The sequence below is a fragment of the Paenibacillus oenotherae genome, from assembly GCF_019443105.1.
Lineage (GTDB): Bacteria > Bacillota > Bacilli > Paenibacillales > Paenibacillaceae > Paenibacillus_Z > Paenibacillus_Z oenotherae.
In genome coordinates, this window is sequence record NZ_JAHZIJ010000013.1 from 50,694 (window position 1) to 69,622 (window position 18,929).

General features: G+C 53.3%; 13 protein-coding genes. 3 read left to right on the forward strand and 10 right to left on the reverse strand.

Annotation, left to right across the window (positions count from 1 at the left end):
• Nucleotides 1-347: 347 nt before the first annotated feature.
• Both map and K0T92_RS17045 read right to left on the reverse strand, forming a co-directional pair.
• The gene (gene map, locus K0T92_RS17040; RefSeq protein WP_219873677.1) at nt 348-1,094 is read right to left on the reverse strand and encodes a type I methionyl aminopeptidase; all 747 of its coding nucleotides are present in this window, start codon (nt 1,092-1,094) and stop codon (nt 348-350) included.
• 9 nt (nt 1,095-1,103) lie between these two features.
• The gene (locus K0T92_RS17045) at nt 1,104-1,628 is read right to left on the reverse strand and encodes a hypothetical protein (RefSeq protein WP_219873678.1); all 525 of its coding nucleotides are present in this window, start codon (nt 1,626-1,628) and stop codon (nt 1,104-1,106) included.
• Between the two features lie 186 nt (nt 1,629-1,814).
• Here K0T92_RS17045 and K0T92_RS17050 point away from each other — a divergent pair, with 186 nt between their 5' ends.
• Both K0T92_RS17050 and K0T92_RS17055 read left to right on the forward strand, forming a co-directional pair.
• Entirely contained in the window at nt 1,815-2,393 is a 579-nt protein-coding gene (locus tag K0T92_RS17050) for a spore coat protein (protein WP_219873679.1), read from the forward strand.
• A 201-nt stretch (nt 2,394-2,594) separates the two neighbouring features.
• Nucleotides 2,595-3,119: a DUF420 domain-containing protein gene (locus K0T92_RS17055; protein WP_219873680.1), complete on the forward strand. Its 525-nt coding sequence runs from the start codon at nt 2,595-2,597 to the stop codon at nt 3,117-3,119.
• Between the two features lie 87 nt (nt 3,120-3,206).
• Here K0T92_RS17055 and K0T92_RS17060 read toward each other — a convergent pair whose 3' ends face one another.
• Entirely contained in the window at nt 3,207-3,725 is a 519-nt protein-coding gene (locus tag K0T92_RS17060; RefSeq protein ID WP_219873681.1) for a cellulose biosynthesis cyclic di-GMP-binding regulatory protein BcsB, read from the reverse strand.
• 134 nt (nt 3,726-3,859) lie between these two features.
• Here K0T92_RS17060 and K0T92_RS17065 point away from each other — a divergent pair, with 134 nt between their 5' ends.
• Nucleotides 3,860-4,276, forward strand: a complete 417-nt coding sequence (locus K0T92_RS17065) for an Lrp/AsnC family transcriptional regulator (protein WP_246628230.1) — start codon at nt 3,860-3,862, stop codon at nt 4,274-4,276.
• A 72-nt stretch (nt 4,277-4,348) separates the two neighbouring features.
• On the opposite strand, the gene K0T92_RS17070 is transcribed toward K0T92_RS17065, so the two are convergent.
• The 7 genes from K0T92_RS17070 to K0T92_RS17100 form a co-directional block, all read right to left on the reverse strand.
• Complete coding sequence (locus tag K0T92_RS17070; protein ID WP_219873682.1) at nt 4,349-5,425, reverse strand: Gfo/Idh/MocA family protein; 1,077 nt, start codon at nt 5,423-5,425, stop codon at nt 4,349-4,351.
• A gap of 243 nt (nt 5,426-5,668) precedes the next feature.
• Nucleotides 5,669-6,172: a hypothetical protein gene (locus tag K0T92_RS17075; protein ID WP_219873683.1), complete on the reverse strand. Its 504-nt coding sequence runs from the start codon at nt 6,170-6,172 to the stop codon at nt 5,669-5,671.
• 135 nt (nt 6,173-6,307) lie between these two features.
• Nucleotides 6,308-7,477 carry a CobW family GTP-binding protein gene (locus tag K0T92_RS17080; protein ID WP_246628232.1) on the reverse strand — a complete coding sequence of 390 codons (1,170 nt, stop codon included), beginning with the start codon at nt 7,475-7,477 and terminating at the stop codon, nt 6,308-6,310.
• A 1,317-nt stretch (nt 7,478-8,794) separates the two neighbouring features.
• Nucleotides 8,795-15,544, reverse strand: a complete 6,750-nt coding sequence (locus tag K0T92_RS17085) for a non-ribosomal peptide synthetase (protein WP_219873684.1) — start codon at nt 15,542-15,544, stop codon at nt 8,795-8,797.
• Nucleotides 15,545-15,562: 18 nt separating this feature from the next.
• Nucleotides 15,563-16,279 carry a thioesterase II family protein gene (locus tag K0T92_RS17090; protein ID WP_219873685.1) on the reverse strand — a complete coding sequence of 239 codons (717 nt, stop codon included), beginning with the start codon at nt 16,277-16,279 and terminating at the stop codon, nt 15,563-15,565.
• Nucleotides 16,276-18,183 carry a cyclic peptide export ABC transporter gene (locus K0T92_RS17095; RefSeq protein ID WP_219873686.1) on the reverse strand — a complete coding sequence of 636 codons (1,908 nt, stop codon included), beginning with the start codon at nt 18,181-18,183 and terminating at the stop codon, nt 16,276-16,278. The genes K0T92_RS17090 and K0T92_RS17095 overlap by 4 nt, the downstream gene beginning before the upstream one ends.
• Nucleotides 18,184-18,208: 25 nt before the next feature.
• Nucleotides 18,209-18,901 (reverse strand): 4'-phosphopantetheinyl transferase family protein, encoded by a 693-nt coding sequence (locus K0T92_RS17100; RefSeq protein WP_219873687.1) that lies wholly within the window; start codon nt 18,899-18,901, stop codon nt 18,209-18,211.
• Nucleotides 18,902-18,929: the final 28 nt, after the last annotated feature.

Consider the following 18,929-nt stretch of genomic DNA (forward strand, 5'->3'; position numbering starts at 1 on the left):
GGTGACATTCCTGCGATCATGCATGAATTTTTGGGGAAATCGGCCGTTAAGGAGAAATGAAGGTGAAATACCTGCACGCTGGCAGGCATTTCACCTTCATGGGGCCAGAAACGAGCAAATACATGCCGTTTCGCAGGTTTCGCCTAGCTCGTCGCAGCTCGCATCTCGCAGCTCTCGGCGTTTGAATGACAGATCCTCCTCTGGCGAGGAGTACGTGGGCAGTCCCATGACCGCAGGCCTTCCACATCGTACAGCTTCTTAAAGTGGAAGTTGAGCTTTCCAAAAAGGACTTATTGGACAGCCCGTATTTTCGCCAATAGAGCTATTGAATGATCCTTCTTGCAAGCTTAGAGCTTGGTCAGAATCTCGGGGCCATTCCCGGTTATCGCTACCGTATGTTCGTATTGTACGCAGATGGAATGATCCTTGGTCCGGGCTGTCCATCCATCGCTGTCCAGATAGGCACGCCAATCGCCTAAGGTCAGCATCGGCTCGATGGCCAGCACCATCCCCTTCTCAATCTTAACACCGCTTCCTCTCGGACCATAATGCGGAACGGTCGGATCCTCCCATAGATCCTTGCCAATCCCGTGCCCGGTAAACTCTCTGACCACACCATAATTGTAGCCTTCAGCAAAGGATTGAATGGAGCTTCCGATATCCCCGATCCGATTGCCGATCTTCGCTTGCTCAATGCCTAACAGCAGGCTGCGGTGGCATACATCCATCAGCTCGGCAATATCTTCAGAGACCTTGCCTACGGCATAGGTCCAACCGGAGTCGCCATGATACCCTTGGTAGCACGCCCCCGTGTCCAGAGTGACAACATCGCCTTCACGGAGCGGCGCTGAATCCGGGAATCCGTGGCAGATGACTTCATTCCTCGCCACACAGATGGATCCGGGGAACCCATGATGGCCTTTGAAGCTGGGCACTGCCCCACGGGAGCGGATATGCGCCTCCACCATTGCATCCAGCTCAAGCGTTGTTACTCCAGGCTTGATGCGCTCCGCTATTAAAGCATGGCATTCCGCTACGATCCGGCCGGCTTCTCTCATCAGCGCGATCTCTTCATCCGTTTTTAGTATAACCATACATTCTCCTTAGACACTTATAGATTCTTTTTGCTGCTTTTGAAGATAATTCGCACGATTTCTGCATTTGGCACTGCAAAACTTGGCCACCTGCGCCCGTTGATAGGGAATGAACCAGTCACGGCAATGAACGCAATTCTGAAGCTCTATTCCTCCTTGCTCCATCGCTTCAAGCAAACTGAGCATGGCCTCCATATACATCCGTCTCACATTGTCCTGGCCATCCACAAACTCGGTATGAAGAAGCAGCTGCTGCCCGTCATATTGCCGCCCCCCGTTCCCCTGCTTGAACAGAGAATCGCTTGGATTCCGTAATGTCAGCTTGAGACGAAGAGCCTGATATTGTTCAAAGGCGGCATTAATCCGCTCGACAGTACTCTCGTCAATCTGCTGCTTCACCCTGACAGACTCCGCCAATCGGAACAACAAATCATGCAGTTCGTGCTCCAGACTTCCCTGGGGATATGGAGGCTGTCCGTGGGATCGATTTAATACATGCAGAAAATATTGGGGACGAGCCAGAATAGGACTCATACCATCGCCTCCCATACAACAATAATCGCATTAAACACATTAATGCATTTAATCCATTTATAGCATGAGACATGAAGGAAGTCAATTTATATTACGCGCTTTCCCGGCTATCGTGCATACAACAAATTCAAGAAGGGAAGAGTATCCTCTGCAAGCTACGATACTAAACCAAGGGAGCTGTCTGCAATGCCGTTTGGAGCACATGAAACGATGGAAGTCCACGAATCACTGAATGAGAAAATCAATACGATCAATCACTTCTCGCTTTATGCCCAGCAAGCCCAGCACCCTATGGTGCGCGAGCTGGTAGAGCGCCACTTGCAGCAAGCTGTACAGTGCTATAATCAATTGGTTGCCTATACGCACAATTATCAGGCTGCTTCTGGTACCCCCGTCTCTGCCAATACTACCGGCAGCATCACCAATACCTCTCATCACAATATTTTATACGGGCTGCGTCAACCCGCTCCTGTTGCTCCCCATACAAGCGCCAGCCTGGATGATCAACAGATTCTTAGCGCGGTGCTGAGCTGCCATAAGAATACCGCCAAGAACAGCATGTCAGCATCATTGGAATGCGCAGACCCCAACGTTCGGGAGATGCTCATACACGGCGCGCTGGATGCCAATAACGGCGCATATGAAGTGTTTCTGCTTATGAATCAGCAAGGACAGTATCAAGTTCCAACACTGAATGACCACACGGCAAAAACTTTCCTCCACACTTTCCAGCCAGCTCCGCCGCAGCCAGGCTTTCAGCAATAGAGAGGCCTAATAGCGCAATAAGAAATGCCTCCTTGCCTTTGACAGGCGGGAGGCATTTCTTGCGGCTTCTCAGCCCATATAAGCGGCATTTAAGAGCAGCTTTCATGGAAATGTAACAAAGGCTTTCTTTTCCCCGTTGTTTTTGCCGTGAAGAATGTCTATTCTAAGTAAGAACAAGCATTTAATGAACGGAGGAAAGTAATGAGTCAACAACGTAATTTCACACCTGTCATTATCATCTTTTCGATTATTCTTATTGGGATTATCGCTACGCTGTTTTTCCTTCCCCAATATGATGGAGAGGTTAACTTCGACGTTACGATTCTCCCCTTGCTGAACGCTATATTCAACTGCTTCACCTTTATTTTCTTGCTGCTGTCACTCTACGCCATCAAGAAGAAGAACATTCCCTTGCACCGGAATTTCATCCTTATGGCTTTCACGTCAACAGCGCTGTTTCTGGTTTCCTATGTGATCTATCATTTTATTACAGAGCCTACCAAATTCGGGGGCAGCGAGTGGCTTAAATACGTCTACTTCTTCGTCCTGATTACACATGTGCTGCTGGCAATCGTTAACGTTCCGCTTGCCCTCATTACAATAACAAGAGGCTTCAGCATGCAGATTGCGCGCCACCGGGCAATCGCCCGCTGGACAATGCCGATCTGGCTCTATGTCAGCGGCACAGGCGTAATCGTCTACCTGCTCATCTCGCCTTATTATTGATCCCTTGCTACGAGGAATCGCCTTGCGGAGAACTGCTGCTTCCGCAAGGCGATTTTTTCTTGTTATAGCCCCTTGAATGATGGACGATTATTTCACTATGTCTGGAAATGATTTCTCGGCATTATAGGGCTCGGAATGATTATTGCCTGCCAATACGATCTTGATTGTATTGCTGCCCTCTTTCAATAGCAGATCATTAATCGGAAACGGCTGATCATCCACGATGGGCCCCGCCACCTTGCCGTTCAAATAGACATGGATATGGCCCTCTCCATAGATGTGCTCCCCGCCATAGTTTGCCTTGGACAGCGTCAAATCCGTTGTCGCGGCAATCGAATATTTCTCGCCATCAAACTCCATTGTTCCGTCAATCTTGTATTGCTTCTCCTCAATCCCGCTCTCGGGCTTCTTGGGGGATTCGCTGCCTGCTGCCATAGCTGTATCCGCTGTTTCTGCTGTCGTCCCGGCACCGCCGCCTTGCTGTGAACTGTTGGCCGTGTGATTATGAGCAGCCGGCTCATTCACACTTTCGTCTCCTGTCTCTTGCGAACCGCAGGCCCCCAATAGTAACATAAATAGTACAACCAGAATCCCTACTTTTCTCAACTTCATCGCTCCTCATCGCCAATTGGAATTGCTACCGCATCACTGTTCTCATCATAATAGAAGTTCCCGTTCTCAATACATACACTAGTGAAAGAAATACTGCGTTTCACTTTCACCATGAAAGGAATTGAATCATGATACTTGATGACATCGATCGGACGATCATCAGCTGCTTGCAGAGCAATGCACGCATGCAATGGAAACAAATCGGCGAGAAAATACATATGAGCGGTCCGGCAGTGGCGAATCGGATACAAAGGCTGGAAGAGGCGGGCGTGATCGAGGGTTACACCGTTAAGCTTAATGAGAAGCTGGTTGGCAATGTCCATTGTATTTTCATTACTGTTGCTATAAAGGATTATAAGCATACAAAGTTCCAACAGTTTATCCAGACACGGGAAGAAATTAAAGAAGCCCACCGCATCAGCGGCGAGCCCTGCTTCATTCTCAAGGTGCAGTTGGCCGAATACGACAAGCTTGCCGGACTTCTTGATGAGATACTTGTATTCGGCCATTACAAGATTAACATCTCCATCGGCCAGAGCAAATAAAGGTTTGACCGCAGGTGTATGACCGGGCACCGCACGGTGCGGACAAATCGCATACAGGCGGGAATGATCCGGTTAAGTTGCGGGCAGAAGCGATGCAATCGATACGACAGTGCCGCTTTCATTGGAGCGGACAACAGCCTCAAGTACCGCCTGATTGCGGAACCCATCCTCAAGCGTGGCGAATTCAGACGCTGGCTTGCCCTGGACAAGCTCTGCGAATGATTGCCATGGATCAAGACCGCAAGTCTCAGGCACCTCAATCGTTTCTGTCACAGTTCCCGGCTCTCCGTCCTTGGGATGGATCCAGATCAGCTGCTGGTCATTCAATGTGCTGGCATGCAGCGTGCCAAGATCGCCATAAACGGAGATGTCATGCTGATTGCCTGATCCGACTGCGTTGCGGGAGGTTTGGAATACACCTACAGCCCCGCTTGCGAACCGTGCATTAAAGCAGGCAAAATCATCGACAGCAACATTCATCGGCTCGCCCGTTCCGGGATTGGGGCGGGTTGGCACAATCGTCGACAGCATAGCCTGCAATTCCGTCATCGTATCGCCAGTCAAATACTGTGCCAGATCGATCATATGCGAGCCAAGATCACCCAGCGTGCCTGTCCCTGTAATGCGTTCGTCAAACCTCCATACGAAAGGGGTATTGAACGGAGGCGCCCCCCATTCCTGCAAATATTGCACGAATACATGATTCACTCGTCCAAGCTTGCCGCTCTGGATCATTTGCTTGGCATACTGAAACGCAGGTCCATAGCGATACGAGAAATTAATGATGCAAGGGATCGGATTGCGGCGGTAAAGCTCCATCACCTCCAGAGCCTCCCCATACGTCCGTGTTAACGGTTTTTCTGCGAAAAGCGGCTTCCCTGCGGCAATACACGCCTTCAAAATATCCGCATGCGTATCATTAGGGGTGACCGAGACAACCCCATCCACCTCGGAATCTTCAATCAGAGCCTGAAAAGTCCCGTAACGTCGCGCTTCCTCCACTCCAAGCTCATCGCCAACCTGTTGAAGCGCCAGCTCGCTCACATCGCATAACGCTGTTATGCGTACACCAGGGACCTTCCCGAACTGCTGAATGTGAAAGCGTGCCATCCCTCCAAGGCCTATCAGGCCTATACGTACCTCGTGCATTGCATATAACCTCACTTTCCTGAATGAAAGTAGCTGACCTCTCGTATAAATGTGGCAGAAAACGGTTCCAATAATGATATAGTATCATTTCACAGCATGGATAAATAGCCGGAGTCTTCCATCCATTCCATAGGAAGAAGCTCCGGCTGTATTTACAATCATTTTGGCCGCCTTGAGATATCAGCATATGGCTGCTTCGTCTGGCCCGGCCATTCAATAAGCACGCTGTCCAATTCAACCGTATCAACTGCTGCGCTGCTCGCTGATCCCTTCGATCTCGGCACGAATATCCCTGTACAGCTGCCTTGCTGTTTTGCCTTGGGTAGCGATTCCGAGCTTCGCTGCAATGCTTTGCAAGCGGGCCAGTCTTTTGGCGCTTTGCTCCCTTCTGAACCGCTCCCACTTGGCCTTGTCCGCTTTGCTGGCGGCACGCAATTCCTTGTGGAGCTGCTTGGCTGACTTCCCTTCCGTTGCAATGCCAAAATATTGGGCGGCTTCCTTCAGCCGCTTCATCCGGTAGGCTCTTCGTTCCTCATGCATAGCCTTCCATTCGCCATGCTCCGCTTTTGCTGCCCCATGCCATTTTCTTTCCCCCGGCGCGTCTTCCCACTGTCCGCTTTCCTCGGCCTGCCTCTTCTCCGGCGTCACCGTCTTGCTGGTGTCATAACCTGCGGATACCGGAGCCGCTGTTAACAGAACAGCAGCGGAGACAGCCCCAACAAACCATTGCAGCTTCCCATTCTTCATCTTTGAGGGCCCCTTTGCTTCTGAGTGATGTTTGCTACACTTGGATAGTTTGTCCAATTATGCATGCAATCATGAGCATAAATTCCGCAGCATCATCTCCATCGCATACAAGGCCGCTCAAAAACAGGCCAGACCCTACTGCTCTAACTGGCGAAGCATGCGCAGCAGCTCCTCCTTGGCAAAATGCTCTCCGATAAACACCGCAACATCATTCACATGGCCCTGCGGTGTAATGCGCGTAAATTCCAGCTCGCGGTAAGCATATTGGAACAGAAATCTGCTGTTCGTATCCGAGAACGTTAGAATGCCTTTCGCACGATATACTTCCTTCGGAAGCGCCGCGATAAGAGCCTCGAACGCATGACTGCTAACCGCACGGTCAAAATAATGCGTCAATGTCATCACATGCTCATGGGTATGATGATGGTGATGGTGATGACTCTCGCTGTTATGCTGACCATTGGCATGAGTGTGGTCTTGGCTATCGTGCTGATGGTCGCGATTGCTGGCATTGTCATGGCTATCTTGATTATGGTCGCGATTGCTGACATTGTCATGGCTAGCGTGATTATGGTCATGATTGCTGGCATCGTCATGGCTATCGTGTGTGCAATTTGCTCCGCAAATGTGCTGGTCATGTTCATGGTGTGGCCATGAACCGATGCTGGCAGCCTGCTCTGAAAGATCGAATAATCGCATGTCCGTTACACAGCGGATCGTCACCGTAAGCGGCGCATGCGGGTTAAGCTCTCTAATTAATTGCTGCGCCTCAACCAGCTCCTCCGGAGCAATCTTGTCGGCCTTATTGACGATCAGGTCGGTTGCGCAGCGAATTTGATCCTGCATCAGCTTATACGTCCGTCCGCCGCGCCGACTGCGCGCCAGAAGCTCAGGTCCATCCACGACGGTAATTACTTTTCGCAGATCAATACGGGTATACATGGACGTTTCGGTTATGCCATCTATAATTTCCAGCGGATTGGCAGCGCCCGTCGATTCAATAATGATGACATCAGGCCTATGCTCCTCTATCAGGTCCTTGATCTCCATGCTGAGATCCCCGCGGATCGTACAGCAAATACAGCCGCTCAGCATTTCCGCCATTGGAATATCACTGTCAACGAGTTGGCCGTCCAGATTCACGTCTCCCAGCTCATTCATGATGACTGCCACCTTCACATCTGCGGCTTTATAGTAATCAATTACGTGATTTAACAGCGTTGTCTTGCCGCTGCCCAGAAATCCCGAGAACAGATAGATGGGAATGGTCCGTTTATTATCCATGTTAGATGCAACAGTTGACATCGATCGTCATCCTTCCAGTTGTATATAGTTGAAGTCATATGCAGGGCAGCTTCGCCGAATATCCCGCACGGGTCGGTCGATCTTGGCTGCCGGGTATGACGGGTGCTGCCATGCATATAGCATTTACGGATGCAGCCATATAACTCTACCATGATACCATCTGGGAATGCGTGTATAAAGTCTGTCTCTCAGGCCAAAGGAGAGAATACCTCATTCGCTTGCATGAACACAGTGTTCTGGAATTGCTGAGAAATTCCATGCTATGCACCATGCCGATTTGCCAATGCCCGGCGTCATTGCTTCGTGTCCAGTGCTAGTGCCCAGTCCCTTTGCCCAGTGCTAGTGCCCAGCATGCCACAGAAACTGGCGGGAATGAGGTTGGCTTCAGTAAGCCTGTTTTTTTCGTCTTTCAGACAAGTTTGTGGCTCGTTTGGTGCGCTGTAACCAGGTTTTTCCGTTGTATAGTAATGTTTCGAGCGGATGTGGTTAATTTCTTGAATTTGTAGCACGGAATTTCCTGCTTATAGCGCGCAATCGCGTTGTCGATCTATACATTAACGGGATTTTTTCTGCTTACCTTACAAGACGGATGCCACATGATTCCGTGCCAGACGGATGTTACACGATTCGTACCAGATTCAATGCAGAGCCCTCACGGAATTTTGAGACAAAAACCGCTGCAGGTCATGCCGAATTTTCTCAACAGACCGTGGCTGTTCCCAGAACGAGAAGCAAAGGGGCTGTACCGAAAGTTTGAAAATTTCAGCTCCCGCTTTAAAGAAGCTGTATGATGTGGAATACCTGCGATCATGGGACTGTTGACGCGCTCCCCGCCAGAGAACGATCCGTCATTCAAACGCCGAGACAAGCGAGATTCGAGATTCAAGCTGCGAGCCTGGCGAAACATTATGAAACATGCGAAACATGCGAAACGGCATGTATTTGCTCATTTCTGGCCCCATGAAGGTGAAATGCCTGCCAGAGTGCAGGTATTTCACCTTCGTTTCTCCTTAAAGGACGATTTTTTCTCAAATTCATGCTTCATCGCAGGAATTTAACCAATATGGCGTCTTGTAACCGAAATTCATGCACATTCGCAGGCTTCTGTCCCCGTCACGCTGCCTTCAAACCACACTAAACCACACTTGTAGAAGGAGTTGTCCAAAGTCTCCATATACAAGAAAGATGCCTCCAACGCCACTTTTCAGTGGGTTTGAAGGCATCTCTTCACATCATTTGGGACTGACCTATTGGATATTGGACTTTTCGGAAAGCCCGCTTTTTCACAAGGTATCTTGTGCGATGCGGGGGCTTCACTTAGAAATCGAAGTCAGCCTCGAACAAGTCAAGCTTTCGATTGCCGCGAGGTGCCGCAGGCACCGGCTCCGTTTCTGCTGCTTGGCGCAGCGAGCCGGTTAACTGCTCCAAGGTCGCTTCCGGTTCAGCAGCAGCTGCCGCAAGCAAGCTTATATATCCGTTCGCCATCTCTGTTATCGTAGCCTGACGGAAGAGGCTGGAACGGTACTCGAACATCAAGTCGATCGCCCCGTTCTTCTCCTCTGCCTGTACGACCAAATCCAATTTGGCGGCGGTGCTGGCCAGCTCAATCGGCAGCCATTGAAGATCGCCTGTCTGCGTTGGGCTGACATCCATATTTTGCAGGACGAACATCGTGTTGAACAACGGATGGCGGGTAGCATCCCAGCGAATCATACCCTCTTCATCCAGCAGGTCTACCAGTTCCTCCACCTGCAGCCATGGGTGCTCGAATGAAGAGAGAACTTGCTCCTTCACCTCTGCAAGCCACTGCTGGAACGGAAGTTTTCTTACCGGCCGGCTGCGAAGTGCCAACGTGTTCAACAGCAATCCCGTTGTATGCGTCAGATCAGGATGCGACCGGTTCGCTACAGGTACGCCGGTGACGACATCTTCAAGACCCGACCAGCGTCCAAGCATCGCTTGATAGCCTGCAAACAGAACCATAAACAAGGTGCTGCCAGACCGTCCTGCAAGCTCATTCAGTGCTGCCGTCTGCTCCGCATCAATCGTAACGCGGATTCGTGCCCCCGCGTCCTTATGCAGCGGATTCGTTAACACGGATCTCGGCTCATCGGTTGGCAGATTGACCTCTGGCACTCCGCCTGAGAACTGCCCGGACCAGAATGCGCGGTGCTTCTCCATATCGATACCGGAGTCGCTGCGTTTCAGCCATTCTGTATAATCTTTCAACTGAGCCGATACCGGAGGCAAGCCGCTTCCTGAATACAGCGCAATCAGATCCCGGATCAGAATCCCTCCCGATACTCCATCGGACACAAGGTGATGAATATCGAACAATAACAGATGGACATCGTCCTCAAGGCGAACCAGCTCTGCTCTGAACAATGGCGCACTGCTCGTATCGAATGGCTTCAGCCATTGCTGCACGGCTTCTTCCAAATTCCCATTCTCAGCCGAATAGAAGGCATCCTTATTCGAGAGCTTGAGTGGAGACTCCACCTGCTCCTGAACCAGTTGAACCATCTGGCCTTGAACTTGTCTGAAGGAGGTGCGCAGCGACTCGTGCCGCTGGATCAGCCCTTCCAACGCTTGTCCCAATCGATCAGAATCAATTGTACCTGTCAGCTTCAACACGGTCGGCATATTGTAAGACAAGCTGCCAGGGTTGAACTGCCCATGGATGAGCATTTGGTTCTGCGCCGACGATACAGGATAGTACAGCTTCTTCTCAACTTTTGGAATGCTCGACAGCGTTAGCGTGCCCATGCTGCCATTCTCAATCATGACCGCTAGCTCACGGATAGTCGGATGAATGAACAGCTCCCTAAGCGCCAGACGGACAGAGAACGTCTGCTCGATCCTGGCCGTCAGCGCAGCAGCCTTCAATGAATGGCCGCCAAGCTCGAAGAAGTTGTCGTTGACGCCAATCGTCTCGCGTCCCAGCAGCTCCTGCCACAGGGCAGCCAGCTTCTCCTCCGTCTCGGTTGCCGGAGCCTCGTACGCCGTCCCCGTATCCATCGATACTGTGTCCGGCGCCGGCAACGCCCGGCGATCCGCTTTGCCGCTTGCTGTCAGCGGCATGATCTCCACCTGCACGAATGCAGCCGGAATCATGTAATCCGGCAGCAGCTCCGCACAGTGGCGGCGCAGCTCCCCTGACGTGCACGCCCGGTCTGCGACCACATAGCCGCACAGCTGCTTGTCGCCTGCTCCATCCTCGCGCACCGTCACGACTGCTTCCGATACCGGCTCGTACGCCAGCAGTGTCCGCTCGATCTCGCCCAGCTCGATCCGGTAGCCCCGCACCTTCACCTGATCATCGATCCGGCCCAGGTACTGGATCTCGCCGTTCTCCATCCATCTCGCCAGGTCGCCCGTCCGGTACATGACCGTTCCCGGCACGAACGGATTCGCCACGAACTTCTCTGCCGTCAGATCCGGACGGTTCGCATAGCCCGCTGCCAGCTGCACACCCGCGATGCACAGCTCGCCCGGCACGCCGATCGGCTGTGCCAGCCCGCTGCTGCTAATGATGTACAGCGCTGTATTGTCGATGGGACGGCCGATTGGCACGAATCCAAGACCGCTATCCGGCACACATTCATACACCGACACGTCCACCGTTGCTTCTGTCGGTCCATACAGGTTAATCAGACGCGTCTCTCCGAGACCGCAGCTCCGCGTCAGTTCGTAGAATCGCTCCACATGCACCGTATGCAGCGCCTCGCCGCTCGCGAACACCTGCCGCAGGCTGGCCAGCTTCTCTGCCAGCACTTCCGCCGGCTCGCCCTGCACCGTCTCCAGGAACGCCGCCAGCATGGACGGCACGAAGTGCATCGTTGTGACTTTGCGCCGCTGAATCGCCTCCATCAGCTGCGCCGGGTCTTTCTCCGCTCCCGGCGCCAGGAACGCCACGCTTGCTCCGGCCATCATCCACCAGAACAGCTCCCACACCGATACGTCGAAGCTGTATGGCGTCTTCTGCAGGATCACATCCCCCTCGCCCAGCGGGTACGCCTTCTGCATCCAATGGATCCGGTTGATCACCGATTCATGGCGGATCATGACCCCTTTAGGACGTCCTGTCGAGCCCGAGGTGTACAGAATGTAGGCCAGATCATCCGGTGCGCCCACCGGAGCCAGCGGCTCCACCGCGCCTTCGCGCCATGCCGCATCGTCCAGATCGATCAGCGTGACAGCTGGCATCGCCCCCGTATCGGCAGCCGCTGCCGCCGAGCCCTGTGACGCCTCTCCCGATACCGCCTGCGAAGCCTCTTGCGACGCCCCGCTCGCGACATCCGTCGCCTCGCGCGCCGTCACGCGCTCCGCCGCAGCCAGCCAGCTCCGCTGCGCACAGATGACGCGCAGACCGCTGCCTTCGGCCATATACCGCAGCCGATCCTCCGGGAACTCCGGCGGCAGCGGCACATACGCCCCGCCTGCCTTGATGATCGCCAGCATCCCGATCATCATCTCTGCTGACCGCTGCGCCATCAGACCCACCGGCTCGCCGCGCTTCACACCACGCCCGCGCAGATGACCCGCGAGACGGTCTGAACGCTCATCGAGCTCACGATACGTCAGCTCCTCCGACTCGTACACCAGCGCCGTGCGCTCCGGCGTACGCTTTGCTTGCTGCCGGAACATCTCATGCAGCGTCAGCTCGCGCGGGAACGCCGCTTCCGTTGCGTTAAACTGCTCCACAACCTGCTGCTTCTCTCCGGCCGTCATCAGCTCGATGGCGCCAAGCGGCGTATCCGGCGACAGCGCGACAGCTTCCGCCAAGCTGCACAAGTGGCGCGACATCCGCTCCACCATATCCTGACTGAGCAGCTCCTCATTGTACTCCAGCATGCAGGTCAGACCCCCGGACGGCTCCGGATATACATCCAGCTTCAAGTCCAGCTTTGCTGTTCCGGTCGCAACCGTATGCTGCCGGAACCTGCAGCCGTCCGCTTCGAAGCCGACATTGGCCGCCTCGGCCTGGTTATGGAGGACAAGCATCGTATCAAAGAGCGGATTGCGCGAACGATCCGGCTTGCCGCCTGACAGCTCGATTAATTTCTCATAAGGAATGTCAATATGATCAAAAGCGTCGAGCACCGTATCCCGGGTCTGGCTCCATACCTCGCGGAACGTCCGCTCCCCATCCCCATGAATGCGAATCGGCACATAGTTATTGAACATCCCGACCATGCCTGCCGTATCAGGATGTGTTCTACCTGCAAGCAGCATGCCGACCGACATTGCGGATTGCGAGCTGTAACGATACAGAAGCGTGGAGAAAAGCGTGAGCAGCAGCGAAGACAGCGTTGCCTTCTCCTGCTGAACCATTCTCTGGAGCGGCTCAACGATTGCCGCAGGCAGCTCCACTGTCACGGTTCCCCCGCGATAGCTCCGACGATCCGGCCGAGCCGCAAGTCCGGGCCAATTCAATGCCTCCATTGGCTCTGACAGCTTGCTCCGCCAATATTTCTCGCTGGCCTCCGAATGACCGGAGCCTGTCCGCTCCTGCTCCCATACCGCAAAGTCCTTGTACTGGTGCTGGAGAGGAAGGAGAGCCTCGCCCTTCAGCAGCTGTGCAAACTCCTGCATCAGCACATTCATTCCGATGCCATCAGAGGCGATATGATGCACATTAAGAAGCAGAAGATGCTGACCTTCTCTGTCCGTGTACAGCGTACTTCTCATCATCGGAGCCTTGCCAAGATCGTAAGGAGCGAGCAATGCTGCTAATCCCTCGGTCCCTGCCAGTTCCTCAAGCTTCTTCCCAGAAATATCGAGGTCGCCCGGCGACCGATGCACCTCCGCCATATCCAGCACAACCGAGCCTGCGGGATGTATGCGCTGTATGACGTCGCCCCCCTCCCAGTGGTAGGAGGTACGGAGCGTTTCATGACGGTCTACCAATGCTTGCAGCGCCCCTCTAATCCGAACAGGATTCATGGCCCCTTCAATGGTAAGCGCCAGTGGAATTTGATAGGCGGGGCCGATGCCTTCCGCCTGCTCCATCAAATACATTCTTCGCTGGGCCACCGATACGGGATATCCTCCATCTCCAGCCTGCTGGACCTTGGGCAGAGCCTGCAAGCCTTGAGACAATGCGTTCCCTTCCCGGCTAATGCGATCCCATAGCAATTGGGGCGTTGAATAATCCATTAAGTCTCTGAGGGCAAGCTCTACTCCCCATTTTTTCTGCACAGCGCCCAGCACGTAAGCACCTTTTAATGAATTCCCTCCCAATTCCATGAAATGGTCATCATTCCCGATTCTGCTGCTGCCAAGGGCTTCCTGCCAAATGCCCTTCAATGCGAGCAGATCCGGATGGTCATCGGCTCCAGACACCGCATCAGTACCGGCAGCCGCTTCCGCTCCGCTTGCCAGCCGCAGCTCTTCCATCTCCGCCATGACAGAATCCCATTCCTTGGCCGCCAGCCGCTGAACCAGCTTGAACCGCTGCGTCTTGCCGCTCGTCGTGCGGGGAATGGTACGGATCGGGAGAACAAATCGTATGTCATATCCAGTCTCGCGGTTCAACTGCCGAATGAGCCGATCCGCTACAGGAACGAAACGATCCAGTTTCCCCTTATGCTGAATAAACAGCACGATCTCTTCCTCTGCCGAGTCTCCGATCCTCGCGCCGCAGACGGCCGCTTTCCCGTAGCCGATGCCCTCCATCGCTTCTGCGCGCTTCTCCAGATCATGCGGATAAATGTTTTGTCCGCGAATAAAGATAATCTCTTTATGACGGCCCGTAATAACAAGTCTGCCCTGCTGCAAAAAGCCTACATCGCCAGTCCGCAGCCAGCCGTCAGCTGTCAGCGCTTCCTTCGTTGCCGCCGGATTGTTGTAATAGCCTTGCGTCACATTGGCTCCACGAATCTGAATATGCCCGACGATTCCCTCAGGTACTGCAGTCTCTTCCGAGCCGCATATGCGCACTTCACAATCCATAACCGGATAACCTACGTCGACGAATGTAATGGCTCCCTCGTCGTCGCCTTGAGCCAGCTGAACCTGCTCATCCAGATTGATCGACGACCGCTCCACCCGAACAGCCAGCAGACGTTCCTCAACAGGAGGAAAAGTGACAGCAAGCGAAGCTTCCGCCATGCCGTAAACTGGGAACATAGCAGCCGGATTCATTCCATGCTCCGACAATTCATCAACGAATTTGTCCGCCCATTCCGCAGATATCGGCTCCGCGCCGTTGAAGATCAGCTTCACGCAGGACAAGTCCCAGCCCGCCGCCTGCTCCTTTTTATACCAGCCCAGAAAATGCTTATAGCCGAAGTTAGGCGAGGCAATGGATGAAATGCGATGCTCGTTTACTTTATCCAGCCAGAACATTGGATTGAGCATAAACTGCGCGGGCTGCATCAAATATTGATTCATGTCCGCATAAATCGGTGACAGGTGGAACCCGATCAGTCCCATATCATGCGTCAGCGGCATCCAGCTGAGAGAGGAATCTCCCTCTGCCGAGCCGGAGCAGGTGACGATCGCATTCATGTTGGCGATGAGATTGCCGTGTGTCAGAATGACACCTTTAGGTTCCCCTGTGGAACCAGAAGAGAATTGCAGAAATGCGATATCATCCGGCTCAGGACGATAGGGCAGTCCGTCTGCCGCAGTCAAATCCGCCTCCGCTTCCAGCTCCGCGAAGCGGATGATATCCTTCAGGGATGGCCCCTCTGCTCCCTCCTCTTCATCCTCAGCGGCTGAATCTGTCAGCAGAACCGGGCGATTCAGCATCCGCCATACATTCCTCAGCTTCTCGCGATTCTCTTCACTTCCCCCTGACGTTACCGGCACCGGGATGAAGCCACCGAGCACGCAAGCCCAGAAGGACAGAACGAAAGCTCTCAAATCCTCAATCTGCAATACGATCTCAGCACGCGGTTGAAGTCCTCTTGCCCGCAGGCTGCCTGCCATTCCAAGGCTCTGCTCGTACAACTCGCGGTAAGTCAGCGCCGTCTCCGACTTTTTATGAATAAAGATAATACCCTTCCCACTCTCGGCTCTCTTCTGTAGTAGATCCGTCAAATGGACAAATGGTCGTCTCATTGCCAATCTGCCTCCTCATTAAGCGAACATTGTCTCCATTGAACTGTCCTGCGCCAACCTGCTCTGAAGTAACATCAGCAGCGGTTCAGCATTATCCTGCAAATAGAAATGTCCGCCTTCCATACGCACAATCTGGCAGCCTGCCGATGTATGTCCGTTCCACGCTTCCAATTCAGCCTCAGTCCACACCTCATCAATTCCCGCTATCGCCGTAATAGGCCAGGGCAGCGGTCCCCTGTCTTCATACTTATAGGTCTCAATCAAGCGAAAATCAGCCCGCAGAATCGGCATAAAAATATCTCTCAGCTGCTGATTGGCGAACAATTCCGCCGAGGTAGCTCCAATATCCAATATCCGCTGGGCGAATTCGTCATCCGGAAGCTCATGGGAAGGCGCCTCCCTCCGTGGCACTTCCGGAGCAGGACGCCCCGAGAAGAACAGCATGGCAGGGGGCTGCAGCCCCTGAGCGCGAATGAGATGGCATACTTCATACATAATCATGCCGCCCATGGAATGGCCGAACAGCGCATAAGGCGTGCCGTCCATATGAGCCTTCAAGCGCTCCAGCATGTCCGCAGCCGCATCGGCCATCCCCATATAGAACGGCTCCCTTGTCCGGGTTCCCCGGCCTGCCAGCTCCATCGGTATGCAGACGGCGGATGGCGCCAGCCTTTTCTTCCACTTCTCATATATAACTGCCGAGGATCCGGCATATGGCAAACAGAATAACTTCATGCAATCCGCCCCATTTCCATCTTGATTACCTTATCCGCCATATCGAAATAACGGTCGTCATGGGTAATAACGATCACGCATTTGCCTCTGTTCTTGAGATCAGGCAGCAAATTCGTGTAGAAGAACTCTCTGTATTCAGGGTCCTGGTCAGCCGCCCATTCATCAAACAGGCAGATCGGCTTGTCGTCGAGGTAGCTGACGAGCAGCGCCAGACGCTTGCGTTGGCCTGATGACAGCTGGGTTGTGCTGAACCGTCCGTCTTGAATGCGCACTTTATTCTGCAGGCCAAGCAGGCGCAAGTAGCTGTTGGCTTCCTCTTCCTTGGAAGCAAAGTCGATGCCGTACAGGCGATCGAACAAATAGGCGTCGCTGAATATCGTGGACACATGCTGTCCGATATCACCGGCACTCATCGTCTTGCCGTTCAACGTCACTATGCCGTCCTTAGGCTCATATAGACCCGTGATGAGCTTGGCGAGCGTCGATTTGCCGCTGCCATTGCCGCCCACGATGAAGATCAGCTCTCCAGAGCGGAATTCATAATCGATCGGTCCAACCGCGAACGACCCATCATCATTTTTACGATATTCATACCGCGCTTCCTCCAGCTTGAGCGATACGTCCGAAGAGGCCTCCAGCCGCTCCTCCTCCCAAGCCCTTTCCTGGAATCCTGACAGATCCTTGGAAAACTGCTTCATGCGATTCCAGCTGATGCGAGCCTGGAACAGCTCCGGCAGGGAATTCAGGATTGAGGTGAGCGGGCCAGCCATATAGAGGAAGACGAACACGAAGCTGCGCAGCGAGCCTTCCTGAATGTTGGCAAACAGATAAGGAAAGACAAATACGACACAGCCGATAACGGCAGCGAACAGCAGATCGCCGATGACGACAACATTGGCAACCTTGCTCTCTGCCATCATCCGTTTGTCCCGGTATGTCAGACAGCTCTCACCCATGTTATCGCGGAAATCGCGCGCCTTGTTCCGGTGCAGATACAGCTCCTTGAAGCCGTAGATCAGATCATGAATAAACTTGAAGAATACATTCTGTATATCACGCGTCTGTTCCCACAGCCGGTTGGCAGACCTGATCAACGTGAAGAACAGTATCGAAGCGAGGAATACAACGCCAAGCGACAGCAGGAACCCTTCCATGCTAATAAATGCCAGGTAAACGAAGCCAGCGGTAATGGTAACGGACCATGTTCCAATGCTGACGAGCTTGTTGGCAAAGCTGCTGACAACCTCTGTATCGTTATTCAGGCAAGTCTCAATCTTGCCTCTCTCCATCGTCTCCACATTCTCATAAGGAGCGTTCAGAATGTTGGTGATGACCTCCATCCGCTTGTCATACACAATTCCGTTGGTCATGCGGATTAAGCGCAACCGAAGCAGACGTTGTCCGAACACGAAGAACAGCATGCCAAGAATAAAATAAGGCAGCATATGCAGCCGAACATCGCCGCTGCCGGCAATTGCCGAATTTATGACGAATATCATGGAGGCATTGCCGATCCCGCTCACAAAGCTGAGCAGCAGCATGCTCCCATAAGGCCTCTCCTTTTCCTTTGGGTAGAGCATCGCGAGTGTAAGATAGATGCCTATGAGCAGCAAGATGGCGAATAGAAGAACAACCGCCCACACGCCCGATGCCGGAGCCTCTCGCCAGAAATCGGCTGCCGACTGCTCTGGAGCAAACAATCTCCTGCATTCGTAAAGGCAGTAGCCAATCCAGCCATAGAAGCCGGCAGCCAGCGCTATATTGTACAGCTTCCGCCAGCCGCTGCCGCCTTCGGAACGCCGGGTTCCTTTCATGATGCCGATCAAGGCAGCCCCGACACCCCACAAACTTCCGATCAATCCCACTACTAAAATACTGTTCAAAATCCATGAAACGCTGGGCATAAATCCTCCTCGCCGGGAGGCCGCTTCATCGTAGCATGCGGCCGATCCCATCCACCGTATAAATCTGAATATCGTTTGGAAAAAGAGCTGTCTCGGCACAAACTGCCACCGGGTGAAGCTCATCCAGTTCATATCTCTTCAAGCGATATGGCGCCAGCCGGGATACGCCTTCGCCGATGACGGAGAAGGTACGAAATCCCAATGCCAATCCTGTGCCAACCGCTTTCACATAACTCTCTTTCATCGTCCATATCTCGAAAAACCGTCTCAACCGCTCTGTCTCTGCCGCATTGCGCAGCTCATTGTTCTCCTCATCGGACAAATGCGACTCCACCCAAGCCAGCTCCTGCTGCTTGATCTGCTCCACATCGACGCCGACCGGTTCTGTAGAGACCGCGCATACACACCAGCTGCCGGAATGAGAAAGATTGTAGTGAACACCTTCAATTCCTTGCAGATACGGCTTGCCATGCTCGCTTCGGGCAAATTCCAGTTCACGGCCTTGGCAGCTCTCCTGCCAGTCAGCTTGGAGCGCCACGCGAAGAAGCATCTCCCCCATAAGAGATCGTCTGGCATCCGCTTGATAGTGAAACCGCGGCAGACCTTCCCTGCGTCGAGGGGAGCAAAGCTCTGTCAGCTGCCGCTGCAAGTCTTCATCCAGCGGCTCAGCTACATTCACCGCGTAGAGCAGAAGGGATGGCCCCTCTGCACGATTCATCCGTACATGCTCATTCATTTCGGCCGGA